This window comes from Paeniglutamicibacter terrestris, from assembly GCF_012271785.1.
Classification (GTDB): domain Bacteria; phylum Actinomycetota; class Actinomycetes; order Actinomycetales; family Micrococcaceae; genus Paeniglutamicibacter; species Paeniglutamicibacter terrestris.
The window spans coordinates 294692-319463 of sequence record NZ_JAAWVT010000003.1 but is presented as its reverse complement, the minus strand read 5'-3'; the positions used below and the strand labels follow the sequence as shown (position 1 = coordinate 319463).

The 24772-nt window shown below is 61.0% G+C and carries 19 protein-coding genes; 6 read left to right on the top strand and 13 right to left on the bottom strand.

Annotated elements, in window-relative coordinates; genetic code table 11:
• Positions 1-24 precede the first annotated feature (24 nt).
• On the bottom strand, positions 25-2493 hold the full coding sequence (locus HED64_RS09200; protein WP_168151723.1) for a ComEC/Rec2 family competence protein: 2469 nt from the start codon (positions 2491-2493) through the stop codon (positions 25-27).
• Positions 2494-3150: 657 nt separating this feature from the next.
• On the opposite strand from HED64_RS09200, the gene HED64_RS09195 reads away from it, so the two are divergent.
• The 3 genes from HED64_RS09195 to HED64_RS09185 all read left to right on the top strand — a co-directional run bounded on the left by HED64_RS09195 (position 3151) and on the right by HED64_RS09185 (position 4349).
• Positions 3151-3354, top strand: coding sequence for a hypothetical protein (locus tag HED64_RS09195; RefSeq protein WP_168151722.1), 204 nt, complete (start codon positions 3151-3153; stop codon positions 3352-3354).
• Between the two features lie 42 nt (positions 3355-3396).
• Complete coding sequence (locus tag HED64_RS09190) at positions 3397-3837, top strand: SRPBCC family protein (protein ID WP_168151721.1); 441 nt, start codon at positions 3397-3399, stop codon at positions 3835-3837.
• A gap of 290 nt (positions 3838-4127) precedes the next feature.
• A complete protein-coding gene (locus HED64_RS09185) occupies positions 4128-4349 on the top strand; it encodes a helix-turn-helix domain-containing protein (RefSeq protein WP_168151720.1) in 222 nt (73 codons plus the stop codon).
• Positions 4350-5200: 851 nt separating this feature from the next.
• Here the strand turns inward: HED64_RS09185 and speB are convergent.
• The 5 genes from speB to HED64_RS09160 all read right to left on the bottom strand — a co-directional run bounded on the left by speB (position 5201) and on the right by HED64_RS09160 (position 10498).
• Positions 5201-6157, bottom strand: a complete 957-nt coding sequence (gene speB, locus HED64_RS09180; protein WP_168151719.1) for an agmatinase — start codon at positions 6155-6157, stop codon at positions 5201-5203.
• A 35-nt stretch (positions 6158-6192) separates the two neighbouring features.
• Entirely contained in the window at positions 6193-7704 is a 1512-nt protein-coding gene (locus HED64_RS09175) for an aldehyde dehydrogenase family protein (protein ID WP_210149454.1), read from the bottom strand.
• Between the two features lie 85 nt (positions 7705-7789).
• Complete coding sequence (locus tag HED64_RS09170) at positions 7790-8803, bottom strand: alcohol dehydrogenase catalytic domain-containing protein (protein WP_168151718.1); 1014 nt, start codon at positions 8801-8803, stop codon at positions 7790-7792.
• 6 nt (positions 8804-8809) lie between these two features.
• Complete coding sequence (locus HED64_RS09165; RefSeq protein WP_168151717.1) at positions 8810-10243, bottom strand: purine-cytosine permease family protein; 1434 nt, start codon at positions 10241-10243, stop codon at positions 8810-8812.
• Between the two features lie 54 nt (positions 10244-10297).
• Positions 10298-10498 carry a hypothetical protein gene (locus HED64_RS09160; protein ID WP_168151716.1) on the bottom strand — a complete coding sequence of 67 codons (201 nt, stop codon included), beginning with the start codon at positions 10496-10498 and terminating at the stop codon, positions 10298-10300.
• A gap of 255 nt (positions 10499-10753) precedes the next feature.
• Between HED64_RS09160 and HED64_RS09155 the strand changes: the two genes are divergently transcribed.
• Entirely contained in the window at positions 10754-12352 is a 1599-nt protein-coding gene (locus tag HED64_RS09155; RefSeq protein WP_168151715.1) for a PucR family transcriptional regulator, read from the top strand.
• A gap of 425 nt (positions 12353-12777) precedes the next feature.
• Here the strand turns inward: HED64_RS09155 and HED64_RS09150 are convergent, their stop codons facing one another.
• Positions 12778-13092: a hypothetical protein gene (locus HED64_RS09150; protein ID WP_168151714.1), complete on the bottom strand. Its 315-nt coding sequence runs from the start codon at positions 13090-13092 to the stop codon at positions 12778-12780.
• A 454-nt stretch (positions 13093-13546) separates the two neighbouring features.
• Here HED64_RS09150 and HED64_RS09145 point away from each other — a divergent pair, with 454 nt between their 5' ends.
• Positions 13547-14374: a transporter substrate-binding domain-containing protein gene (locus HED64_RS09145; protein ID WP_168151713.1), complete on the top strand. Its 828-nt coding sequence runs from the start codon at positions 13547-13549 to the stop codon at positions 14372-14374.
• 62 nt (positions 14375-14436) lie between these two features.
• Here HED64_RS09145 and HED64_RS09140 read toward each other — a convergent pair whose 3' ends face one another.
• The 6 genes from HED64_RS09140 to HED64_RS09115 all read right to left on the bottom strand — a co-directional run bounded on the left by HED64_RS09140 (position 14437) and on the right by HED64_RS09115 (position 23466).
• Positions 14437-15138: a helix-hairpin-helix domain-containing protein gene (locus tag HED64_RS09140; RefSeq protein WP_168151712.1), complete on the bottom strand. Its 702-nt coding sequence runs from the start codon at positions 15136-15138 to the stop codon at positions 14437-14439.
• Between the two features lie 104 nt (positions 15139-15242).
• Positions 15243-16370, bottom strand: a complete 1128-nt coding sequence (locus HED64_RS09135) for a DegV family protein (protein ID WP_168151711.1) — start codon at positions 16368-16370, stop codon at positions 15243-15245.
• A 23-nt stretch (positions 16371-16393) separates the two neighbouring features.
• Complete coding sequence (gene leuS / locus HED64_RS09130) at positions 16394-18910, bottom strand: leucine--tRNA ligase (RefSeq protein ID WP_342590689.1); 2517 nt, start codon at positions 18908-18910, stop codon at positions 16394-16396.
• A gap of 263 nt (positions 18911-19173) precedes the next feature.
• Positions 19174-20688, bottom strand: a complete 1515-nt coding sequence (gene glpK, locus HED64_RS09125) for a glycerol kinase GlpK (RefSeq protein WP_168151710.1) — start codon at positions 20686-20688, stop codon at positions 19174-19176.
• 110 nt (positions 20689-20798) lie between these two features.
• Positions 20799-21527 (bottom strand): MIP/aquaporin family protein, encoded by a 729-nt coding sequence (locus HED64_RS09120; protein WP_168151709.1) that lies wholly within the window; start codon positions 21525-21527, stop codon positions 20799-20801.
• 232 nt (positions 21528-21759) lie between these two features.
• On the bottom strand, positions 21760-23466 hold the full coding sequence (locus HED64_RS09115) for an FAD-dependent oxidoreductase (RefSeq protein WP_168151708.1): 1707 nt from the start codon (positions 23464-23466) through the stop codon (positions 21760-21762).
• A 228-nt stretch (positions 23467-23694) separates the two neighbouring features.
• Here HED64_RS09115 and HED64_RS09110 point away from each other — a divergent pair, with 228 nt between their 5' ends.
• Positions 23695-24771 carry a sugar-binding transcriptional regulator gene (locus HED64_RS09110; RefSeq protein ID WP_281069222.1) on the top strand — a complete coding sequence of 359 codons (1077 nt, stop codon included), beginning with the start codon at positions 23695-23697 and terminating at the stop codon, positions 24769-24771.
• Position 24772 lies beyond the last annotated feature (1 nt).

Sequence of the window (24772 nt, the reverse complement as noted above, 5' to 3'; positions counted from 1 at the left end):
GCCTTAGGTACGGGACCGTGTTGATCACTGGGTCGTAGAAGGCCCAAGCGAGGAGACGCTCAAGCCACGATCACCCCAGCTCACGATGATGGTTCCGCTCAGATCCGTGCGCATGACTCTCACATTGTTTACCTCAAGTGCCCGCAGCGCGGTATCGGAGGGGTGACCATAGGTGTTGTCCTTACCGACGCTGACCAAAGCCAGTACCGGGCGCACCGTGGGTGCGGTGTGAATCCCTCCGTTAGCGGCTCCATGGTGGGAGACCTTCAAGATGTCGGCGTGTGTGATAGTTCCCTGAGCGATGAGCTGGTCCATGGCCTCTTCCTGCATGTCGCCGGTGGCAAGTAACGAAACCCGGCGATCCGAACCCGACACCTGGATCTCGAACCTGATAACCAGGGAAGCATCGTTCTCCCCCGTATTAATACCGCCCGGGATGGGTCCCAGCACGTTCCACGAGACGGTTCCGGCTTTGCCGGTAGCCCCGGAACCGAGCTGGGTAGCGGTCTTCTGCTGACCCGATGTGTCGGCTAAGTGCGGCGGATCGGCAGGATCGTCGGCGACCGAATAGAAGAAGCTACCTACAGTGCGTCCTGCCGCGACTCCGGCGATCCCGCCATCGTGGTCGGCGTGGCGATGTGAGATGAAGAGTGCCGCCACGTTCTTGACCTTCAGGCGTTTGAGGCAAGCATTCATGGCCTCGGGCTCCTTGCCCGTGTCCACAACCACCGCTCCCGCCGCCCCGGCGTTGAGCACCATCCCATCACCCTGACCCACATCGCAGGCCGCTATGATCCAATCGGTGATCACCGGCACCGGGACCAGTGCCGTCAGGGGCAATACCAACCCGAGCAGCACGCCGGTGACAACACTTTGGACAGCGAGCAGAATTCGCGAACGCCAGTGAACGGCTGTCGGAGGAACGTATCCCAGGGCGGTCAGCGCCCCCACGACGATCCCCCAAGCCAGCAGGATGCCAGCTAAACCAACGGGCCATGGGCGCAGTGCGCCAGGCAATTCCGAAATCCAGGTGCCCAGCAAACCCACCACCATGGTCGGCATGCCCGCCACCCAGATCAGCGCCACACCCAGCACGGGCACCGGAATCAGTACCACCACACCCAAGGTCCCTGCCACGGTGATGAGCGGGATCAGCGGTGCCACCAGCAAGTTTGCCGGCACCGAATAGAGCGAGAAGCTCGGGTTCAAAGTCACCAACACCGGTAGGCAAGCGATCTGTGCCGCGACGGAAACGGCCGTGCCTTCGGCAAGGAAGGCAGGTAACCAGCGGTTCAGCCGCTGTGCCATGCGTCGGCCCATCAGCACAATCCCGGCCGTGGCCATCGTCGATAGTTGGAAGGCGGGTTCCCCTGCCAGCCACGGATCAATGGTCAGGAGCACGAGCACCGCCAACCCCAGTGTGGCCAACGCATTTCTTCCCCGATTGGCATGGACTCCCACTGCAGCGATGCTGCCCATCACCGCCGCCCGCAACACACTGGGTTCGTTTCCGACTAGGAAGACAAAGCCGAGCAGTGCGGCCAGCCCCAGCAGTAAAGTGGCGGCCCGCCCGAGTCCTGCAGCTCTGCTCAGCGCCAGCACAAATCCCAGCACCAAGGCGCAATTAGCGCCACTGACGGCACTGAGGTGTGAAAGCCCGGCAACCTTCATCGCCGTAGAAAGCTCCTGATCCATGGGACTACGATCCCCAAACACCATGCCCGGCAGCAGCGCCCTAGCAGGGTGCGGGAGAGCGGTGCTGCTATCCGTAAAACGCTCACGCATGTGCTTAAACACGCTCGGAGCAGCATTCACCCCAACCACTTTCAACGGCGCTGCGGCATTGATCCAATACTGCTGACGGTCCCCCGGTTCACTCGATGACACCGTCGCCAGCAACTCAACGGTACTGCCGGTACTTAACTCACCGCTCGGAGCCTTGGACTCAGCAAAACTCAGCCATACTGGCACCGCCGCTCGCACCCATCGACCGTCACTGCTCACGGCCACGGTGCGGGCATCGGCGGTAAATTGCGTGTGGGCGGGCTCGCCCGGGGTGAATCTGTTAGTTACGGTGCTAGTACTCGGAGCCGATGCGAGTTCCAGTTGGATGCGTACGGTGGAACCATTGTGAGCCGCCGCCTCCAGAGCTGGGTTGATGAGACCGACACCCGAGAGAAGCAACTGCGTACAGACAATGGCCGCCGCACCACAGCCCAACGCAAGGCCAGCAAAACTCGGGGTGGCCGACTCCCCTATTCGCCCATGCCTACGTCGTAAGAGCAGCAGCACCCCGATCCCTGCAACTAACCACAAGCCAAGTGCCCAGAGAATCAACTGGGCCTGACCCAACCGAACCCCGGCAGATGCGGAAATCCAAGCCCCCAGCAGAGACCAGCCGCCCCGCAAATCCATGGGTCCGGGAGCCGGTTCGGCTTCGTCCTTCGGCCGCCGAGCCAGCACAGCACGAAGGAAGTCTGCAAGCAGCCCCACACCAGGGACCGAATTCGACCTGCCTCTTGCGACTAGATCCGCCCACCGGTGAGAACCCATGTACTCAAGTCCACACGATCGCTTTCAAGTTGCGGTTCCAGTGGCGCCGGGCTGTGGAGAACGTCTGAGCTTGTACTGGCTATTGGCACTGGCCTCTCGGGCTTGACCGGTTCCGCGGGCAACATCGGTGCTGGCGTGCCAAACGTACGCTGGCCTAAACAATGAGCAAGAATCGCGCCAGTACTTAGCTGGGGCAAGGCTTGGTGTGCCATAGCTTGTCCCGCCACCAGTGCTTGATGGCCCCTTCGACGGCAAGGGCATGGCTTCCGTCGGAGAAATGTTCACAGTAAAGGACGGTCCATCCATCGGCCTGGAAGTGCTCTAAACGCTTGGTGTCGAGGTTTGTGATGCCGACCTTGAATGACCTTAAATCCTTGGTGTTCGAGGAAGAAAACGCAGCCGGGCTTTGCTCGCTTATAGCCGCCGCCCTCAGAACAGAAGGGGCTGCCCAGTCCGTGTGATCGGTTGTTGACCGTGGACTGCCAAAATCATGGCTTATGTCCGCGAGCAGGGCATCAAGACCTATAAGTTCCCGAAATTGCCACCTCGCCTCTGGTTGGACTTCATCGCCGACGGGGCAACCGGGGCAGATTCCTGATGGCATTCGAGAACCAAGGTGAATCCCACGCCAAGCGGTCCGATGAACATCGCTTCTACCATCTCGTGGCGTCGGACTGTCTGGCCGCCTTTCAGAACTGGATGGTGACCGAATGGGCAGGTCACACAATCAACTGGCCGAAGTGGGGCGAGGTGATTTCCGGGTTCCACGTCGCGGAAATCGCCGATGCACAGGCCTCGTAGCCTTGTCTTGAGCCGCCAAGGCTTCTCGGTCTACAATCACGCATGGAAAATCTTCGATTCAGCGTCGATGTCGACGCTCCCGCGCACCATGTCTGGAACGTCATGCTCGACCTCGACACCTACCGCGAATGGACAGGCGCCTTTCACGAGGGATCGACCTACGAGGGCAGCTGGAACGAGGGCGAGGAAATCCGTTTCCTCGGCCCGAACGACGACGGCACGGCGAGCGGTCTCTTCGGCACCATCGTCGAGAACCGGCCCCACGAGTTCGTGATGATCCGCTATCTGGGTGATATCGACAAAGGCGTCGAGAACCGTGAGGGGCCCGCCGTCGGGCTGCATGAGAGCTACTCCTTCAGCGAGACCAACGGGGTGACGACTCTCGTCGTCGAGCTCGAGGTGCCTGACGAGTGGGCCGACGACATGCGCGGAATGTGGTCGGAGGCGATCACCACGATTAAACAGATGGCAGAGCGATCCTAAGAAGCGGAGCTCGAGGGATGTCTGCGACTGTTGGTGACCGGTCCTCGACCGATTTAGCTAAACCAACCCGCCCGTCGGGCCGGAACCGAGCCCCGGAACGAAAAGTCGACAGGAGTCCCAAATATCGGTTCCATATGGTCGGAAGTCTTCCCCCGCACCCATGAAGGTGTCATTCATAGCACAAGGCGCAATTTGCCCCTACGATGGATATAACGCTGCGCCAGGGGTTAAAGGTGCACATTGAGTCCGCTGGTCCGCCTAAGAATGACGGACACAATGATGGGGATAACATGGTTGACCTGAAAAGCTTCGAGGACGCCCACTACCTAACGGTCGCCGAGGTCGCCATGGCAATGCGCGTGTCAAAGATGACCGTCTACCGGCTGATCCATGAGGGGGAACTGGCGGCCGTGCGCTTCGGCCGGTCATATCGGGTTCCCGCCCGGGCCGTAAATGAGTACCTGATCGCTGAGAAGCACGCGGCGGCGACGCACCTTCCCGGTTCGAGCTAGCCGCGATGGCGCTGCATCTAGGCTGACTCAGTGGTCCGATAAGGCCGGCGATCGTCGTTCCACCGCGGCGCTGATACGTTCGGAGGACGAGTCGGATCGAGAATGCCCAGGCAAGGACTTCCAAGTAGCAAGCCGCTTTTCGGGGCACTATTGCGGATCGCCAAGCGTGCTAGCGAGGCGGAACTGCGGTGAGGGGTCTGTCGTCGGAGGCCAGGGGCGCATCGTTTAGGGCCGCAATGGGATGCCCTCGGAATCGACGAAAACTACAGACGATCATTCCCCAGGTGAAACCGCCCGAGACGATGAGCGTGATGCCGGCTCCCCACCCACCAAGCAACCACCAGCGAGCTTCAACGGGCCACCATCCTGACACCGGGCTGCCAACACCCCAAACCATTCCGGTTCCCACCAGGACCAGCCCGCCCAGCGTGCTGGAGATAATCCGTGGCCACGTTTGCACGCCCTTGGCAGCCAGCAGAAAGCCCCGGCGGCCCTCTCTCCCCGCGGAGTCCGCTCTTTAAGGGACAACCACCAGATCCCGCTTTCCCGCGCTAAGGTGCGCGGGCAGCCGCCCCGCGGGACCGTATTCGTAGGAGCCCTTCCGGACCCCGTGCAAACAAAACACATCAAAAAAATTGCATGTACCTTGCTGGACGGGCTGGCCAGCATTCCCTGGGTGTTGGGCGTGGTGCCTTCCTCCCCCGCAGTGCGAAGCCAACTAGGTTCTGGACCACTGGTCCCCTGCCGTTAGGTTCCTACAACAACCAATTACAGATTTTCATCCCCCAATAGGAACAAGCGGTGTTGTCGCCAACTTTTGTTGGCGACAACACCGCTTGCCATGAACTGCTTTAGATGGGCTGCTTCTTCGTCAGCAACGCCATCATCTCAAACACCAGCGTGGCTGCTGCCAGCGAGGTGACATCGGCGTGGTCGTAGGCTGGCGCAACCTCAACCACGTCGGCGCCGACGATGTTCAGACCAACGAGCCCACGCACGATTTGCAGCATTTCCCGCGAGTACAGACCGCCGATTTCCGGGGTTCCGGTGCCAGGGGCAAAGGCGGGGTCAAGTACATCAATGTCGATGGACAGGTAGACCGGGAGGTCACCGATCCGTTCCTTGATGCGGTCGATCACCGCTTGAACGCCGAACTTGTCAATGTCGGTGCAGCGGATGATCTGGAAACCGAACTCGTGGTCACGCAGGAAGTCATCCTTGTCGTAGACCGGCCCGCGGATGCCCACGTGCATGGAACGGTCCTCGATCAGCAGGCCCTCCTCGAAGGCCCGGCGGAACATGGTGCCGTGGGTGATCTCCTCACCGAAGTAGGTGTCCCAGGTGTCCAGATGCGCGTCGAAGTGCAGCAGCGCCACCGGGCCGTGAACGGCTGAGGTTGCCCTGATCATCGGCAGGGCGATGGTGTGGTCGCCACCGATCGCGATGACCGTCTTGCCCTTGGCCACCAGCTTGGCGGCCTGTTCCTGGATCTGGGCCACAGCCTTGTGGTTGTCGTACGGGGTGCAGGCGATGTCACCGGCATCCACGAACTGGGCAACTTCCACCGGAGTGGTTTCCAGTTCAACGTGGTACCCGGGGCGCAGCAGGCGCGATGCCTCGCGCACGGCGGCGGGGGCAAAGCGGGCACCGGGCCGGAACGAGGTTCCGCCATCGAAGGGAACCCCGACGATGGCCACGTCGTAGTCCGGGACCTGGGTGATTTGTGGCAGTCGTGCAAAGGTTCCCAGGCCCGCGTAACGCGGTACTTCGGTGGCCGCAACTGGGCCAACGGGGGTGAAATTCACCATGGTGTTCTCCTAAAAAGTCTTGGTGCCATCCGTTGTCAGGAGAGCGTGATCCATACGGTCTTGGTTTCGGTCACCGAATCAAGCTGCTCCGGGCCCAGGTCGCGGCCGAAGCCCGAGTTCTTGAAGCCACCGAACGGCATGGCCGGGTCGATGGAGCTCTGCGCGTTCACGTACACCGAGCCAGCCTTGAGCACCTTTGACAGGCGATGCACGCGGTTCAGGTTCTGCGAGTAGATCGTGGCGGCCAGGCCGTACTGGTTGTCATTGGCCAGTTCGACGGCTTGCTCATCGGTGCTAAAACGCTGGGCAACCAGCACGGGTCCGAAGATTTCTTCCTGGACGATCGTCATCTGGTTGTTGCAGTCGCCAAAGATGGTCGGCTCAACAAAATAGCCGGTGCGATCTACGCGATTGCCGCCGACCAACAAGGTGGCGCCCTCATCGATGCCGGACTGGATCATGCCCATGACCGAGTTCAACTGGTTTTCGGAGACCAGCGGGCCGATGGTGGAGTCCGCTTCTAGGCCCGGGCCAAGGACCCAGGTCTTGGTGTGTTCCACTAGCTTGCCCATGAACTCGTCATAGATGCCGTCTTCGACGTACAGACGCGAGCCCGCGTCGCAGATCTGGCCGGCGTTGAAGAAGATGCCCATGGCCACCTCTTCGACCGCCTTATCCAGGTCCGAGTCGGCGAAAACCAGAACCGGGGACTTTCCGCCCAGTTCCAGGGTCATGCGCGTCATGTTTTCCAGGGCCGCGTGGCCCACCGACTTCCCGGTGTTGGTGGAACCGGTGAAAGTGACCTTGTCGATTCGCTGGTGGGCGGCCAGGGCCGCGCCAACAGTTGAACCCTTGCCGGTGAGGATGTTGACAACCCCGTCGGGGATGCCCGATTCCTTGACCAGTTCGGCGAAGCGCAGTGCGGTCAGCGAGGTGACCTCCGGCGGCTTCACCACGGTGGTGCAACCCGCGGCCAGGGCAGCGCCCAACTTCCAGGCCAGGGTCTGCAGCGGGAAGTTCCACGGAACGATGACGCCAACGACGCCAACGGGTTCCTTGCGGGTGTACGTCACGTAGTCACCGGGCAGGCCAGCCGCCTCGCCGCTGCGTCCGGAGATCTTCGAGGCCCAACCGGCAAAGTAGCGGTAGGTGTCCAGAGTGCCCTGGATGTCCATCTCGGCCTCGGCCAGCGGTTTGCCCACGTCGATGGTTTCAAGGTAGGCCAGGTCCGTGGCGTTCTCTTCGATCAGGTCTGCAAGCCTGTGGATCAGGGCCTCGCGCTCCAACGGGGTGAGCTGGCTCCAGGTGCCCCCGTCGAATTCACGACGGGCTGCCGCAACAGCCTTGTCGAGGTCGGCAACTGTGGCGCTGGCGATCGTCGAGACTTGTTCGGTGGTCGAAGGCTCGATAACTGCAACCGTGCCTCCGTCGGAGGCGTCGATGAACTGCCCGTCGATGAACAGCTGGTGCGTCCGGGCCAGGAAGGCGCTGACGGTCGCGGGGATCTGGTAGGTCTTAAAGTTGGATTCAGTGCTGACGATGCTCAACTGAATCTCCTCTCACAATCGTGTTTGAACTTGTACTGCAAAACTGGTGGAACGTGTACTGCTGGTGTTGCCGGAATCGGCGCTGTTAGAACTGGACCACCAGGCGGCCTTCGGCGTCGCCTGCTTCCAGCCGCTTGAACGCCACGTTGATGTCGTCGAAGTCCATGGTTTCGACGTTGGACTTCACCAGCCCGTCCTTGGCAAGGGCCATGACTTGGTCGCGTTCCAGGCGGGTACCGTCGGCGCTGCCGATGATGGTGATGCCTAGGTCGATCAGTTCCGCTGCCTTGAAGGTGAACGGGTTGTTTGGAAGCGCCACCTGGATGAAGCGTGCGGTCGGCGCCGCTAGGGTGAACATGTTGCGGAAGACCTGCGGTGAGGGTGCAAAGCTGAGCAGTGCGTCTGCGCCGCCGAGCTCGTGGATTGCTTTTTCGGCTTCCTCACCCGGTGCGTAGGCTGCGTGGGCACCGAGGCCCTTAGCGATTTCCAGCTTCTTCGGGTCCAGATCAATGCCAATGACTTTGGCACCGAAGAGGCGTGCGAACTGGATCGCGTACTGGCCCAAGCCGCCGAGGCCGAAGACCACCACCACGGAACCCGGTTCGATGTTGGCCTTGCGCACTGCGCTGTAGGCGGTGACGCCGGCGCAGAGCAGCGGGCAGGCTTCCTCGGAGGAAAGTTCACCCGGGACGTGGGTGACCCACTCGGCCGGGGCAACAATGTACTGGGCGAAGCAACCATCAACGTGGACGCCGGTGGCCTGGGAGTTCTGGCAGTAGGTTTCCAGGCCCTTGCGGCATTCGCGGCAGTTGCCGCAGGCAGAGTAGACGAAGCCCACGCCAACGCGCTCACCGGTAGTCAGGGAGACGTCTTCGCCAACGGCAACGATGGAACCGACGCCCTCGTGGCCCAGGATGGCCGGCTTCGGGCGGGGAAGTTCGTCTTCGCCCTTCCAGAAGTGCACGTCGGTGTGGCAGACGCCGCAGCTTTCCATCTTGACGAGGACCTCTCCCTTGCCTGGCTTCGGGATGGCGGTTTCACGGATTTCCAGCGGGCTGTTGTCTTCGATGAAGTAAGCGGCCAACATTGTTTCGGTCATAGTAATTCAGCTCCTAGTGGTGTGCTTTTCGAGGATGGCGCGGTATCCGCCAAGTCCCCGGGGAATGATGATCAGTAGGGACAGAACCCAGTAGCAGAGTCCTGCAACCAACGCTGCAAGCAGCGAGGCGGTGGTGTACCGGAAGTATCCGGTGTGCTCAAAGGTCAGTGGATTGAACGTGAGGGTGAAGATGGCAATGCCGATCAAGGTCGCGGCCAATGCCGCGATGTTGTAGCCGCCGGTGAAGTAATAGATGGAGGACTTGCCTTCGATGAAGAGGTTCTTCAGGTCCACGTGCTGTCGGCGAAGGAAGAAGTAGTCGACAATCATGATTCCGGTCAAAGCTCCGTAGATGGCCGCCGTCCAAACCAGGAATGTCATGAATCCGTCGTAAAGACCCGGGATGGCAAACATGACGATCACCGGGACTACACAGAATCCAATGACCAGCCATTCCCAAGAAACTTTTGCGAACCATGCGCCGAACATCTGTCTGAGCCCGACGACTGCCGTGTAAAGGATGTTGGCCATGGAGGTGATGTTCGCGAAGGCGATGAAGACCAAGACAATGGCGCCGAGCCAGACTCCCCCGATTTCAGCCATCCACTGTGTCGGGTCCGCGTTTCCGTACTTGATGGCCCCGACGAGTCCCACGGCCTCACCCAAGCTGGCGGCGAATCCAAGGCCGATCATGTTGGGCCAGAAGGCTGTGCGCTCGTTCTTGGTGATGCGGGACAGGTTTCCGATGTATGGCCACCAAGAGAAACCGGCTGCAATGTTGATTTCAACGGCGATCATGAAGTTCACTGCGTTTGAATCGAATGGGCGGGACAGCGGCTCAAGGGCCAGCAGGTCCGAGAGCGAAGAGTCGGTGAGGAAGAGCCAGATCATGAAGCCCATGACCAGGATCAGTGCCGGGGCCACGATTGTATTGAACACCTTGATCGAGGTCGGGCCCTTCGCCACGATGAATGCCGTCAGCGCGATGGCAAGGATCGTCACGACGTAGATGTACGGGGCGTTGGGATCTGGTTCGCTGTCGGTGACCACGCTGATCGCCGAGTCGATGGACCTGCCGAACATCGTGCCCAGGACAACGAGCCAGCCGACAGTCAGCAGGATCATGGCGATGGTGTAGATCATTCGGCTGCCATTGTGGCCGAACACGCTGCGCAGGAAGGTGTACTGCTCCGTGCCGTACTTGCCGGCACTGATGGAGACCGCTAGGCCAACCAGCAAGACGCCCAGTACGTTGCCTAAGACAATGGCCAGGAGGCCGTGCTTGACATCCACGACGAGTGCCAGTGACCCGCCGATGAGGAAACCCCAAGTGGCAATCGCCAGGGCCGCGTTTGCCCATGTGTATTCCCAGAAGCCCCAAAGCCGCTTGGCCGGTGGCAAGGGGGCTCTTCCTCGTTCTGCTTCAACGGTGTAGTCCATCTGGACTCCTATGTGATCTTTTGCGCCAATGTGAGGGGGTGAGGGGGTGGACGTTTACTGAATCAACAGCACCAGTGCGAAGCTGACAGCCAGCAAAAATCCCACCAAGAGGTATTCCATGCGTCCGAGCTGCCCAGGCTGCTTCGCCACTTCACGGTTGCCGAAGTCTTCACACACCCGGTCACGCTCCGCTTCGAACGCCGCTAGATCCATGGTTGATTCAGATAACTCGACTTCTTCGTTAAAATGCTTCATTTGTCGTTATTCCTTTGTATTTTCATCAAAAAATCGAAGATATGATCGATCACTTGCCGAATTTTAGGGTTAACTGTGTCCTGCATTTGCGAGACGGTGGGAAATGGGTGTGGGGTCCAGATTCGACAGCGTATTAGGCTGCGACCTCGGGTAACAGAGATCTGCAAGCTATGCATATATCCTCGGTCCGAACCCGTGATGCCCGCAACATTTATACTGTAACCACTTGGATTTTTCCGCTGTTACACTCTGTAAATGACTTTAACGATTCGCCGTGTTCTTGGGGTGTCGGCGGTCAGCAACGTACATCCTCGGGTTCTGGGCCGAGCGCCGCTTCTGGATTCTCCTGTACTCGGGATCCACGTGACAGAGTCGGCAGATCTGACTGGGCTATTGGAAGGCGGGGAACTGATTCTCAGTTCCGGTTTATCCCTGACGACCTCCCTTGAGGCAACCAGCGCCTTCCTGAACGGCTTGGCCGAGGCGGGCGCAGCGGGCGTGATTTTCTCGTTCCTTTCCGATGCGCCCGAAATCAAGAAGTGTCTTGAATTGGCGGCTTCAATGGCTCCGCTTCCAGTGGTTCTGCTTGACGATCGAGCACGCTTCATCGACATCACCGAAACGGTGCACGGGCTTATCTACTCCGCAGCCCGGGGTCTCAGCGGAGTTGATGCGGTTTCAAGTCTTCTCTCCTCAGCTGCTGCAGCGCATTTGGACCTGCGGGAGGTGTTATCGAGCATCGCAGAGATGCTCGACGCGCCGCTTGTCCTAGAGGAATCACGTTCAGGTGCCGTTATCCACCAGGGCTTGGATCTGCTGCAAATGACCCATTACTCGAGGACCCCGGCCCCTCCCGAAGCGTTGGGCACCGGCGGTCGGGTCCTTGGCGAGGCAAACTGGCTGACTTACCCGGTGATCGCCCACGGCAGGAAGCTGGGTCAGCTGGTGACCCCAGTGGGTGCCGGAAACCTCCGGGCATCCCTCGCCATGGAGCAAGTCGCGACGTTCCTGGGCGGAATGCTGCGCAATGGCCCGGCTGATCTGGCGTTGGCCAGGCAGGAGTCCTTGGCCATGATTGTCAGAAACGTGCGCTCGGGCGAAAACCGAAACGAAATTGAATTGATCCTGCAGGCGGCGGTGCTGGGCGTCGAAGCGATCGACCTGTTCATTCCCATCGCCATAAACATCAAGCACCAAGACGGTTTCACACAATCACAGGGAAGCCCCGATCCCGACGTCATTGCGGCATCCCTTCAGCACACGCTGGCTGATGGCCGATACAGGGCATTCGCGTGCGGTCTCGGCAAGAACGGAGTGGGCATCATGCTTTGCCTGCCCCCGGCTGCGGAAATTGAAGCAGCCGTGTCCGATGTCCACGAACGAGTTGTTTCGACCCTTCGCGCCCATGGCAATGCCTTGGCCTGGACGATGGGTGTGGGAACCGGGAGTTCCAAATGGGGCACCGCCGCCTTGAAGGGCCTCGACGACGCTTGTCGCGTGGCCCATTCCGCTTCGTCCATGGACCATTCCGAGGCCTCGTATCATCGCGCCAGCGATCTCGGCTTCCGATGGCTCATGCAACAGCTACTCGACGTGGAAGAAAGCCACACATTTGTGCGCGACCAGCTGGCCCCGTTCTTGGCCGAACCGGAGTACCTGGATTTCATCGAGACCTACCTGCAAACCAACGGCAGCATCGCGGAGTTGTCACGAGCTCTCCATCTCAGCAGGCCTAGCGTCTATGCCCGCCTACGCAGAATCGAAAAGGTCCTGGGACGCGAGCTGACAGACGCAGATACCATGACCTCATTACATCTGGCGGTCACCCTGTATCGACTGGGTGTCAAAGACTGAGCCTTCCAAGTTCGAAGATTGCGCAAAAATATATGAAGAATGGGAGAACATCTCCCGCAGATTTCCAGGCAGCCTAGCAAAGTGGTCTGACGCAGAGATGTGATCGGTTGGCCCATAGGCCGGTAGGCCACCGATGCATGTGCAGAGGACGTTGGACGGTTTCATAAACAGCGTGTTTCCGTAGATGCCAGATTCGCGTGTGACCCGCCCGAGAAAGAACCCGGTGAACGGGTGGCGGGTGCTAACTGGGCCACTCAGCGCTGGCTGGTCCCCGTAACGAGAATTTCCGTTCGGATCATCCTTAGACACCCCGACTACGGCCTCAGCAGGTACGACAATCATTCTCCCGGTCTGGCTTCTTTCCGCTTTGTCGGGGTTCGTTTCTTTCGTAAAAGTGGCGCCTTGAAAACAGCAATCAGTGACTCCTAGTCAAACTCGACTTTCAAGAGCCTCTGATCGGCGTACTCAAAATCAGTTTTTAAGCCGGGTCTGCTGTGTGGGTCAAGGTAGTTCGTGGCAGCTTTGAGTGAATTCAGGAGCTGATTGCCAGCCGAATCAGTATGCCTATTTGTGGTGAGGCCGAGCCGTAGGAGCTTAGCCTGAGCTTCAGACCAGTCGCTCATCGCCTTGGCCGCAAACGAATCAATCTGCTCTTTGGTTAGTTTGAACGCGACTGCCGGCATGTGGATTGTCTGGAGCCCATCTTGGATGGCTGTAGACAGGACGACGATATCGGCCACCTCTGACATCATTTTCGCTGTCCGAGTGAGGCGTCTTTCCCATTTCCGCTGCGTACCGGCACCGCCGCTCGCACCCATCGACCATTACCGCTCACGGCCGCGGTGCGGGCATCGGCGGTAAATTGCGTGTGGGCCGGCTCGCCCGGGGTGAATCTGTTAGTCAGGGTGCTGGCACTCGGAGCCGATGCGAGTTCCAGTTGGATGCGTACGGTGGAACCATTGTGAGCCGCCGCCTCCAGTGTTGGATCGATGAGACCGGCGCCAGGGACCGAATTCGACCTGCCTCTTGCGACTAGATCAGCCCACCGGTGAGAACCCATGTACTCAAGTCCAAACGATCACTTTCAAGTTGCGGTTCCAGTGGCGCCGGGCTGTGGAGAATGAAGGCAGTGCTAGGTTAGGCAGAATCTGGTGGCAACGACGCGCCAGCACACCAAAAGTTAGGAACTAACGCATGCAACGCCTACCGATCGTAGCCACCATCGCCGGAATAGGTTTTCTCCTCAGCGGATGCACTGCTGCTGGGGCACCCGAGAAAGAGGCACCTTCTTCCCCGAAGGCTGCATCAGCAATGGACGGCTCGCGCTTGGATTCGATTCGCGAAGCAGGTGAAATCAAGGTCTGCACCACCGGTGATTATCGACCCTTCACCTACAAAGACCCCGAGACCGGGAAATATTCGGGCATCGACATCGACATGGTTCAAGACCTGTCGAAACGTCTGGGTGTGGAGGTGAAATATGTTGACACCACGTGGAAGGGACTCATGGATGATTTCTTGGGTTCTTGCGACATTGGGGTTGGTGGCGTTTCCATTTCATTAGAGCGCGCCGAACAGGCAGCTTTTTCCACTGCCACCTTGGACGAGGGAAAAACGCCCATCACGCTGTGCACAAACGTCAAGAAATACGATACCGTCCAAGAAATCAATCAGCCCGGTGTCCGCTCCGTTACCCCCATTGGCGGAACCAACCAAAAATTCGCTGACGAGCACTACCCCAAGGGTGAGGTGATTCCCTTTGAAGATAACAACGAGATCTTCGATGAGATCATCGAGGGGCGCGCAGATGTCATGACAACCGACGCTTCGGAGACTCGTTGGGTTGCCAACACACATCCTGAACTATGCGCTGTGCACCCGGATAAACCCTTCAACTATTCACAGAAGGCCTACCTGCTTCCCCGCGGTGACGTTGCTTTCAAGGAGTACGTTGATGCTTGGTTGAACATGACGGAGAACGATGGCACCTACGCAAAGGCCCAGAAGCCGTGGTTTGGATAGTCTGAACCCGCACACGGTATCTGCCTACCTACGATTTGAATCCCGAGCAGGGACCTCGCGATTCATTCAAACACCACCGCATCACGCAAATTTCCCAGCAGAGCAGGGCCGATCCCACTGACGGCATCAAGTTCCGCCAAGCTCTTGAACGGTCCGTTGGCAGTACGGAAATCGAGGATGCGCACCGCCAGTGCCGGGCCGATGCCCGGAAGCTCTTCCAACTGACTTTGATTCGCGATGTTGATATTGAGTTTTCCGCCGGGCGCGCTTTCCACTGCGGATTGCGAAGCGCCTGCTGGCGGCGCTGCTGCGGAATCCCCGGTGTGTGGAATGCGGATTTGTTGTCCGTCTCCGAGCTCGGCGGCCAAATTGATGGCTTCCGGAGCAGCATCAGCTGCCAGCCCACCGGCGCGCTTCACGGCGTCAAGTACTCGAGATCCCAAAGGGAGGGAATAGACTCCCGGCTTCTTCACGGCCCCGATGAGATGGATGACGACCGTGGCGCCGCCGGTGGACGGCGCGGCCGATTCCTGCGCGCTCGGGGGTGAGCCGCTAGCAAAACTGCCTGTTTGTTCCGGAGTTCCAGCAGCGGCTATGGGAATCGACTGCGCCTCATCTGGCGCGCGTGGAAGGGGATTGAAGACCAAGGAGACAGCGATCCAGGACAGTGCGCCGAGGATCAGGACGATGGCAGCGGAACGGCCAACGAGCACACGCCAACGCCCGGGGACCGGCCCCAGGCTGGTTTGCTGCTCATATTCCACCCACTCGTGAGATCCCATGCTCTCAAGTGCACGCCCGTTCAGATCCCCAAAGACTGAGGCGCCGTCCGTATGTGGAGAACCGGCGAACGCTTTCAGCTCAACCGCTACGGGGTGGGATCCGCCGGAGGCACTGGCCCAGGCTGGCGTGAATCTTTGCGTGCCTCCGCGCGCTGCCGCGCTCCATTTTTAGGTCGCGGTTCGGGCTTGGGCCGTGGTTCTGCCCGAGTCTTGGGTTCCGCCCGCACGGGCTTGGGAACCGGTGGAGCCTGACCACCGGCGATGGCCACTGCCAATACTCCAACACCGGTGTGCGCGCCGAGTACCGCTGGCACCGGGACGGCCAGGACCTCAAATTGAGAGGCACCGGCCAGCTCCTGGACAATTTCCTCGGCGGCCTCAAGATTGCCGAAATAATGTACAGCCATCTGCACCGCCGGCCCACGAGCCTGCGCCTCGGCGCGGGCGATGGCCACCAGTCGGGCCACGGTTCGGGATTGGGTTCTGACCTTTTCATACGCGATGATCTGTCCATCGCGCATCGACAAAATCGGCTTAACGTTGAGCAACGTGCCAAGCATTGAGGCAACGGTACCAATCCGCCCGCCCTTACGAAGTTGCTCAAGGGACGGCACGGCGAAGTACACGTGATTATCGGCCGCGGATTGAGCCAGCGCTTCGAGCTCATCGGCGCTAGCTCCGGCCGCGGCACGCTCTGCTGTGGCCATCACAGCGAAGCCCTGGGCCAGGGCAACGGTGAGGGAATCAACAACGCGCACCGGAACCGGCGCGGAGGCAGCTGCTAAGCGCGCTGCCTCTACTGTTCCGGAGAGTTTCGAGGAGAGATGGATGGAAATAATCTCGCTGACCCCGGCTTCGGCCAGTTCCCGGTAGGCGCGCAGCAGCGTACCCGGTGCGGGGCGGGAGGTGCGTACCGCCTGACCCATGGCCAGGCCCAGGGCCAGCTCGGTGGGTACATCGTCGCTGCCTTCGGAGAAAATCTGGTCGTTGACCATCACCGGCATCGGCACCATGCGTACAAAACGCTGGTGCTCGGCCATCCAAGCGTCCGGAAGGGCAGCGGCCGAATCCGTCACGATGCCCACGGGCACCACCGTTTTGCGCTCGGTAGAGCTCTCGGTGGTGCCGCGTGAGCGCCGCGGGCGTAAGCGCTCTATCCAGCCGCCGGGGCCGGTGGCCCGCGGCGGTCGGATGTGAGACTCGGATGCTTCCATGCCCTGTAGATTACCGCCTTTGGCTAGGAAGCCGGCACCACGTTGACGAGTTTCGGTGCACGAACAATCACCTTGTTGATGGCTGCACCATCAAGGTAACGCACCACTGCCTCATCTTGCAGTGCCAGGGCCTCTAGGTCCTCGGCACTGATGTCGGCCGAAACTTCCAGACGTGCCCGGACCTTGCCCTTGATCTGCACCACGGCGGTGACGGTGTCCTGTACCAACAGGGCCTCATCAACGGCCGGCCATCCAGCGTTGGCAACGGCCGGTTCGTGGCCCAGTGCCGCCCACATGTCCTCGGCCGTGTACGGGGCGAAGAGCGAGAGCACGATGGCAACGGCCTCGGTGGCCTCGCGTACGGCGGGATCTGCCGCACCTGCACCGGAGTCGATGCTCTTGCGGGTCGCGTTGACCAGCTCCATCATCTTGGCGATGACCACGTTGAACTTGCCACCGTCAAGCATCCCGGTCGCCTCGTGCACGGCCTTGTGGGTGACCTGGCGCAGTGCCTTATCCCCTGTGGTGACGTCCGCTCCCACCTCGCTGGCCACGTCCTGAGCCAGGCGCCAGGCGCGGGCCAAGAACTTGGAGGAACCGCCCGGAGACACATCTGCCCAGTCCACGTCGTCCTCCGGCGGGGAGGCGAAGATCATAGTCAGGCGCACGGCGTCAACACCGAACTTATCCAGCTGCTGACCCAGATCCACACCATTGCCCAGCGACTTGCTCATGGCCTTGCCGCCGTTGAGCACCTGTCCCTGGTTCAGCAGTGCGCTGAAGGGTTCCTTCACATCGATCAGACCCAGATCGAAGATCACCTTGGTGAAGAAGCGCGAGTAGAGCAGGTGCAGAATCGCGTGCTCAACACCGCCCACGTACTGGCCCACCGGCATCCAGTCACGAACCGCCTGCGGGTCAAAGGGACCCTCGGTGTAGTTCGGGGAAACGAAGCGCAGGAAGTACCAGGAGGAGTCGACAAAGGTGTCCATGGTGTCGGTGTCGCGCTTGGCAGGGGCACCACACTTGGGGCAGGGTACGTTGACCCATTCCTCGACGGCTGCCAGCGGGGAGGTGCCCTTGGGTGCCAGCTGCTCACCGCGCAGGTTCTCCGGCAGGCGCACCGGCAGCTGGTCATCGGGAACCGGGACCTCACCGCAGTCAGCGCAGTGAATGATCGGGATCGGGGTGCCCCAGAAGCGCTGGCGGGAAAGCAGCCAGTCACGCAGGCGGAAGTTCACAAACTTCTCACCGGTGCCGGCTTCGGTGACGATGTCGATGGCGCGGGAAATGCCATCGGCCTTGGGCAGGCCGTTCAGCTCACCGGAGTTCACCAAAACACCTTCACCGGTGGTGGCAATGCCGGTCTCTGCCGGATCCTCGGCGCCGGTATCAACAACCACGCGTACCGGCAGGTCAAAGGTGCGAGCGAAGTCCAGGTCGCGCTGATCGTGCGCGGGCACGGCCATGATCGCTCCGGTGCCGTAGTCGGCCAGGACGTAGTCCGCGGCCCAGACGGGCAGCTTTTCGCCGTTAAGCGGGTTGATGGCGTAGCGGCCGGTGAAGACACCGGTCTTTTCGCGTTCGGTGGCCTGGCGTTCGATCTCGGAAAGCGCCTTGACCTGTTCCTGGTAGGCCTCGAGGGCTTCGCGGTGTTCCTGCGTGACCAGCTGATTGGCCAGCTCGGCATCGGCTGCCACCACAAAGAAGGTGGCGCCGTGCAGCGTGTCCGGGCGGGTGGTGAAGACCGTGGTCTTGTGTGCTTCCAAGGTGTCCGTGGCTTCGATGACGAAGTCCACGTGGGCGCCTTCGGAGCGGCCGATCCAGTTCTTCTGCATGGCCAGCACGCGCTCGGGCCAGTGGCCCTTCAGCTCGTCCATGTCATCAAGCAGGCGGTCCGCGTAATCGGTGATCTTGAAGTACCACTGGTTCAGCGACTTCTTGGTCACGATGGTGCCGCACCGTTCGCAGGCGCCGTTAACAACCTGCTCGTTGGCCAACACGGTCTGGTCGGTCGGGCACCAGTTCACGGGGTGGTTCTTGCGGTAGGCCAAGCCCTTGTCGTAGAAGCGGGTGAACAGCCACTGGGTCCAGCGGTAGTACTCGGGGTCCGAGGTGTGGATGCGGCGTTCCCAGTCGGCGGAGATCGCGTAGCGCTTAAAGCTGGCGGCCTGGGTGTCGATGTTCGCGTACGTCCACTCGGCGGGGTGGGCATTGCGCTTGATGGCGGCGTTTTCGGCCGGCAGACCGAAGGAGTCCCAGCCGATCGGGTGCATCACGTTGTAGCCCTTTTGGCGCCAGTAGCGCGCTACAACATCCCCCATGGCGAAGGCCTCGGCGTGACCCATGTGCAGGTCGCCGGAGGGGTAGGGGAACATATCAAGCACGTAGCGGCGTTCGGCGCTGGAATCGTCCTTGGGCGTGAAGACGCCGAGTTTTTCCCACACCGGGGCCCACTTGGCTTCCATGGTGTGGAAGTCGTAGGCCGCTGCTGTGGACTCGTTGTCAGCGGTATCGGTGCCGGTCGGCTGGGTGCTCACTATCGTGTTTCGCCTTCTTTTGTTGCTGCGCCTGATGGAGTGGTGGAACGTGGCTGCATGACTGGGTTCATGGAGTGCATCGGCGGCAAAGACCCCCTGACACACAAAAGCCCCTTGGCAAACAAGGGGCGGCCGCATGGGGTTCATTCCATGCGGCTAAGTTAGCAAGAGCACTGCGTTCATGCCCACATTCTACCTTACCGAGGGTGGGCCCCGCGGGCGCGCCACCGACGCGCCCGCGGGATCTGAAACACTAGTGCGCCCTAGCGCACGTCCTGATCAACCCAGTCGAAGGTGCGCGTCACGGCCTTCTTCCACAGGCGCATCTGGCGATCGCGCTCGGCATCCTCCATGGTCGGTTCCCAGCGCTTGTCCTCGGCCCAATTGGAGCGAAGTTCTCCCAGATCCTTCCAGAACCCCACTGCCAGGCCCGCGGCATAGGCGGCGCCCAGGGCCGTGGTCTCGGTGACCTGGGGGCGGATCACCGGGACACCGAGCAGATCGGCCTGGAACTGCATCAGTGCATCGTTGGCCACCATCCCACCATCAACCTTGAGCTCGGTGAGCGGAACCCCCGAATCGGCGTTAACAGCATCAAGCACTTCACGGGTCTGGAAGGCGGTAGATTCCAGGGCGGCGCGGGCGATGTGGTTCTTGTTGGCATAGCGGGTCAACCCCACGATGGCCCCACGAGCATCGGCACGCCAGTACGGGGCAAAAAGCCCGGAGAAGGCAGGAACGATGTACACCCCACCATTGTCCTGGACCTTAGAGGCCAGCACCTCCACCTCCGCGGCGGTGGAAATCATCCCGATGTTATCGCGCAGCCACTGCACCAGGGAGCCTGCCACGGCGATCGAGCCTTCCAGGGCGTACACCGGGTCCGCATCACCGAGCTTGTAACCCAGGGTGGTGAGCAGCCCGTTGCCCGAACGTACGATCTCTTTGCCGGTGTTGAAGATCAAGAAGCAGCCGGTGCCATAGGTGTTTTTCGCCTCGCCGGCGTCAAACGCCGCCTGGCCGAAGGTTGCCGCCTGCTGGTCACCGAGGATCCCCGCGATCGGGACCTCGCGCAATAGTTGCGAGGAGTGCACGTGTCCGTAGACCTCGGAGGAGGATTTGATCGCCGGCATCATGGACGCGGGCACCGCGAAGTCGGCAAGGATCTGGGCATCCCATTCCAACTTTTCCAGGTCCATAAAGAGGGTGCGTGAGGCGTTGGTGACGTCGGTGATGTGCACTCCGCCATCGGTTCCGCCGGTGAGGTTCCAGGTGACCCAGGTGTCGGTGTTGCCAAAGAGCAGGTCCCCGGCCTCGGCGCGCTCACGGGCACCGTCGACATTGTCAAGGATCCACTTGATCTTCGTACCGGAGAAGTAGGGTGCCAGCGGCAGGCCTACACGCTCCTTGTAGCGGTCAACTCCCCCATCTGCCGCCAATTCCTCCACGATGCCCTGGGTACGGGTGTCCTGCCAGACAATCGCGTTGTAGACGGGCACACCGGTGTGCTTGTCCCAAACCACTGCCGTTTCGCGTTGGTTGGTGATCCCGACGGCGGCGATGTCGTGGCGGGTGAGGTTGCCACTGGCCAGCGCGACGGCGATGACCTCACGGACGTTGTTCCAGATCTCCACAGCGTCGTGTTCCACCCAGCCCGCATGCGGGAAGATCTGTTGGTGCTCCATCTGACCGGTGGAGACGGGTTTCCCGTCGTGGTCAAAAACGATGGCGCGGGAGCTGGTGGTTCCCTGATCAATGGCGATGACGTATGTGGACACGGTGTTTGACCTTTCAACGAGGTGCTGTGTTGTGTTGCTCTGGGTAATGCTCTTGTCGGTGGTGGTGCTTCCGCTCTGAGTGCGAGCTGGCGTCTGGATCGGTTCTCCCATTAGAACAAGGCTCCCGCGCCCAGACCACCAGCGACACCGCCGAGGAGCGGGCCCACCACCGGAATCCATGCGTAGGACCAATTACTGCCACCCTTACCGCGGATCGGTAGCAGGGCGTGGGCGATGCGCGGACCAAGGTCTCGTGCGGGGTTGATGGCGTAACCGGTGGGTCCGCCCAGCGAGGCTCCGATGCCCACCACCAACAGTGCCACGGCCAGTGGGCCCAAGCCGTGCGGTGTGGTTCCGAATCCGGAGATCACAAATACCAAGACGAAGGTGGCGATGACCTCGGTGAGCAGGTTCCAGCCCGGGGCTTTAATGGCCGGTGCCGTGGAAAAGACCGCCAGCTTGGTGCCCGGATCCTCTTCGGCATCAAAGTGCTTTTTGTAGGACAGGAAGCACAGGGCTGCACCCACCATGGCCCCGAGTAGCTGTGCGGCAAAGTAGATCAGTGCAAATCCGAGGGTCTTGGCGACTCCCGGGGCAAATTCACTCACGTCGGGGTTGACCCACAAACCCACCGTCACGGCCGGATTCAGGTGCGCCCCGGAGGCCGCGGAGACCCAGACTCCGGCAAACACGGCCAGACCCCAACCGAAGTTGATCATCAGCGGGCCGCCGCCGCGCCCGTTGGTTTTGTCCAGCAGCACGTTGGCCACCACACCACCACCTAAGAGCACTAGCAGCATGGTGCCGAAGAACTCGGCGGTAAAGACCGTAAGAGACATCGTTGTTCCTTCAGTGTTTATAGTGTTGATTCGCGGTGGGCTTTTGTGGGCCACTTTTCACGCGGCCAGGCCGTTTTTCGGCATGACAAAGACCGCACCCACCGATGCGGTGAGACGGAACATTTAGGAAGTGATCCCCCGCGCGAGGGGATGACGGTGAAACACGCGCTGGCAGTGCCGGGCTACCGCCTTCGCGCCGGTAAGTGGGCAGGCGCGAAGGGGAGCAAGAGAATCAGGCGTTAGTCAGGGCCAGGTTCGATCCGTGGTCTTCGGTGAGCACGCGCGCGCATTCGCTGACTTGGCGTGCTTGTTCGGCGGCGTCCCAGCCGAGCACCGGCGCGATGGCGTCGGCCACTTGTACCAACAGTTCATTGGTCACGAGCCCGCGGAAGGCCAGCGAGGTCCGCCGGATGAACACGTCGCTGAGCATGCCCAGCTGCTCGTGTTCTGCGAGGTAACGCAGCTCGGCCACCGACAGCTCGGCACAGCCGGGCAAGGTGGGATCGTTGGGGCCGATGGCATCAAGCACTGCATCGGCCCGGGTGCCATAACGCGTGAGCAGCACCTCGAGGCGGGCCCGGGAGGCGAGCAGTGAACGCGCACCAAACCAGGACTGCAGGGCTGCGGAGGAATCCGGGAAGTTTTTGCCACCACCAATGGGCAGCCCGCGGGTGCTCACCGTGGAACTCACACCGAGTTCATCAAGCACCTTGCCGCCCAGGGTTTCCCCGAGCGCGCGGAAGGTGGTCCATTTGCCACCGACCAGCGAGAACATGATGGACTCCCCGGCCAGCTCGCTACGCTCGATCCGGTAATCGCGGGAGACAAAGCCCGGGGCCGTGTCGTCGTGGCGCGGAAGCGGGCGAACGCCGGAGAACTTGTAAACAATCTGCTCGTGGCCCACCTCGATGGTGGGGAAAACGTGGCGGATGAGTTCAAAGAAGTACTCGACTTCCGCATCGGTACAGCGCGCCGGCTCGCTCATGTCGGCGTCAATATCGGTGGTACCCACCAGGACACGATCGCCCATGGGGTAGATCAGCACGATGCGCCCGTCGGAGTGCTCAAAGAAGATCTCGCGTCCGCCACAGGCGGCCAGCAGGGCTGGGTGGTCCAGCACGATGTGGCTGCCCTTGGTCCCGCCCATGAACTGACTCGGGGCACCGATGGATCCGTTGGTCAGATCCACCCAGGCGCCGGTGGCGTTCACGATGATCTCGGCGTCGAAGTCGAATTCTTCGCCCGTGAGTTCATCTCGCAAGCGTGCACCGGACTCGTTGTGGCCGATGAGCGAAACGTAATTGGCCGCTCGCGCCTGGCGGTTGGCTTCCAGCCCGTCACGCAAAACATCTAGGGTCAGGCGCTCGGGGTTGTGGACGGAGGCGTCGAAGTAGGTGGCGGTGTACTTTACGTCCGTGCGGAGCATCGGAAGCTCGGCCAGCGAGCCCTTGGTGCCACGGAACTTGTGCCATGGCGTGTTACGTCCACCGGCGCCGGCGAAGAGATCGTAGATCACCAGGCCGGCTTTGATCAGTACGGCTCCGCGTTCGGTGGCCTTGCCGCTACGGTGGGTCAAGAACCGCACCGGCGCGGAGAGGATGCCGGAGAAGGTGGAGAAGATGGGGATGGTGGTGCGCAGCGGCTTGACGTAGTGCGGAGCGATCTCCAGCAATGAGTTGCGTTCCTGCACCGATTCATGGACCAGTCGGAATTCACCGTTTTCCAGGTAACGGATACCACCGTGGATCATGTGCGAGGAGGCACCCGATGCCCCTTGGCAGTAGTCACCGCGCTCGATCAAGGCCACGTCAACACCCTGCAGGGCGAGTTGCCGGAAGGTCGCCACTCCGTTGATTCCACCACCGACGATGAGTACCTTGGCGCCCGGCCGGGACCGGAGCGCGGCTAAATGGGAACGGTGGGAGGCTGCGGCTGCCACGATGGGGCCATCCTTAGAACTATGCTGCGGCGAATAAGAGTGCTTCACATGGTCTTCTCCAGATTACCGGCTCAACACCGCCAATGCGGAGCGTTCCGATAACCCTTTGGAAAACTTCCCACCACCCTCTACGGGACTTTGGGTCAAAACCATGTAGTAGTTAGTCTTGTCACTGGAGAACAAACTCGTCAATTCATTTGCACATATGTGCACAAAAGGACCGAACCCATGCCCAACATGCCCCTGAACACGGCGCCGACCTCACCCGGGACTGGTGCTTTTGTTCAACACGTCACATCATCTACTCCCCCGCGCGGCACCCGCGGGACACCCGGACATGGCCAGCCCAGGGAGCGTGATGCCCTGCGCGCCGCCCAGCTGTACTACCTCCAGGACCTCACCATGGAGTCGATCGCCAAGGAACTGGCCGTCTCGCGTTCCACCGTCTCGAGGCTACTTTCCATGGCCCGCCGCACCGGATTGGTGAACATCGAAATCAACGCAGGTGGTGACCGCAGCCCGATGCTGGTGCGCGAACTGGAACACAAGTTCGGCATCAAGGTCCACGTGGTGCCCACCGACGGGGCGCTCGCCGACGCCGAAATCCTCGAACGCGTGGCCACCCACGCGGCCCACGTGCTCAATACCCTGGTGTCCTCCGGGATGACGGTCGGGGTGGCGTGGGGCTCCACGATGCAGGCGCTCTCCCTCGCGCTGACCCGCAAGCCAACACACGACACGCTGATCGTTCAACTCAACGGTGCGGCCAACCCGCAGACCACCGGTCTCACCTACGCCTCGGAAATCTTGCAGCGTTTTGGTGCCGCCTACACGGCCCGGGTTGAGCAGTTCCCGGTCCCGGCGTTTTTCGATCAGGCCAGTACCCGCGAGGCCATGTGGCGGGAGGGCTCGGTGCGCCGGGTCTTGGGTGTTCAGCAGGGCATGGGACTGGCGGTCTTCTCACTCGGCGCAACCGAGGCCGCGGTTCCCAGCCAGGTCTACCGCGGCGGTTACCTCAGCGCCGCGGAATCGGCGGCACTTCACGAACACGGCGTGGTGGGAGATGTGGCCACCGTGTTTTTTGACGGCAGCGGAAGCGACGAGGGAATCGAAATCAATTCTCGGGCCACCGGTCCCACCCTGCGCGCCCTACGCAAAGTTCCACGGCGACTGTGTGTACTCTCCGGAGCGGGCAAACTACGCGCCCTGCACGGTGCGCTGGCCGGGGGGCTGATCACCGACCTGGTGCTCGACGAGGGAACCGCACTGCGCCTGCTCAACGCCCCTCCCAGCTCCAGCCATTAGG

What these genes read in the sequence shown, in the direction of transcription:
- HED64_RS09110 (WP_281069222.1), top strand. Translation starts at nt 23,695, where the DNA reads ATGCCCAACATGCCCCTGAACACGGCGCCGACCTCACCCGGGACTGGT.
- HED64_RS09185 (WP_168151720.1), top strand. Translation starts at nt 4,128, where the DNA reads ATGGTTGACCTGAAAAGCTTCGAGGACGCCCACTACCTAACGGTCGCC.
- HED64_RS09145 (WP_168151713.1), top strand. Translation starts at nt 13,547, where the DNA reads ATGCAACGCCTACCGATCGTAGCCACCATCGCCGGAATAGGTTTTCTC.
- HED64_RS09195 (WP_168151722.1), top strand. Translation starts at nt 3,151, where the DNA reads ATGGCATTCGAGAACCAAGGTGAATCCCACGCCAAGCGGTCCGATGAA.
- HED64_RS09155 (WP_168151715.1), top strand. Translation starts at nt 10,754, where the DNA reads ATGACTTTAACGATTCGCCGTGTTCTTGGGGTGTCGGCGGTCAGCAAC.
- HED64_RS09170 (WP_168151718.1), bottom strand. Translation starts at nt 8,803, where the DNA reads ATGACCGAAACAATGTTGGCCGCTTACTTCATCGAAGACAACAGCCCG.
- HED64_RS09160 (WP_168151716.1), bottom strand. Translation starts at nt 10,498, where the DNA reads ATGAAGCATTTTAACGAAGAAGTCGAGTTATCTGAATCAACCATGGAT.
- HED64_RS09135 (WP_168151711.1), bottom strand. Translation starts at nt 16,370, where the DNA reads ATGGAAGCATCCGAGTCTCACATCCGACCGCCGCGGGCCACCGGCCCC.
- HED64_RS09190 (WP_168151721.1), top strand. Translation starts at nt 3,397, where the DNA reads ATGGAAAATCTTCGATTCAGCGTCGATGTCGACGCTCCCGCGCACCAT.
- HED64_RS09120 (WP_168151709.1), bottom strand. Translation starts at nt 21,527, where the DNA reads ATGTCTCTTACGGTCTTTACCGCCGAGTTCTTCGGCACCATGCTGCTA.
- speB (WP_168151719.1), bottom strand. Translation starts at nt 6,157, where the DNA reads ATGGTGAATTTCACCCCCGTTGGCCCAGTTGCGGCCACCGAAGTACCG.
- HED64_RS09165 (WP_168151717.1), bottom strand. Translation starts at nt 10,243, where the DNA reads ATGGACTACACCGTTGAAGCAGAACGAGGAAGAGCCCCCTTGCCACCG.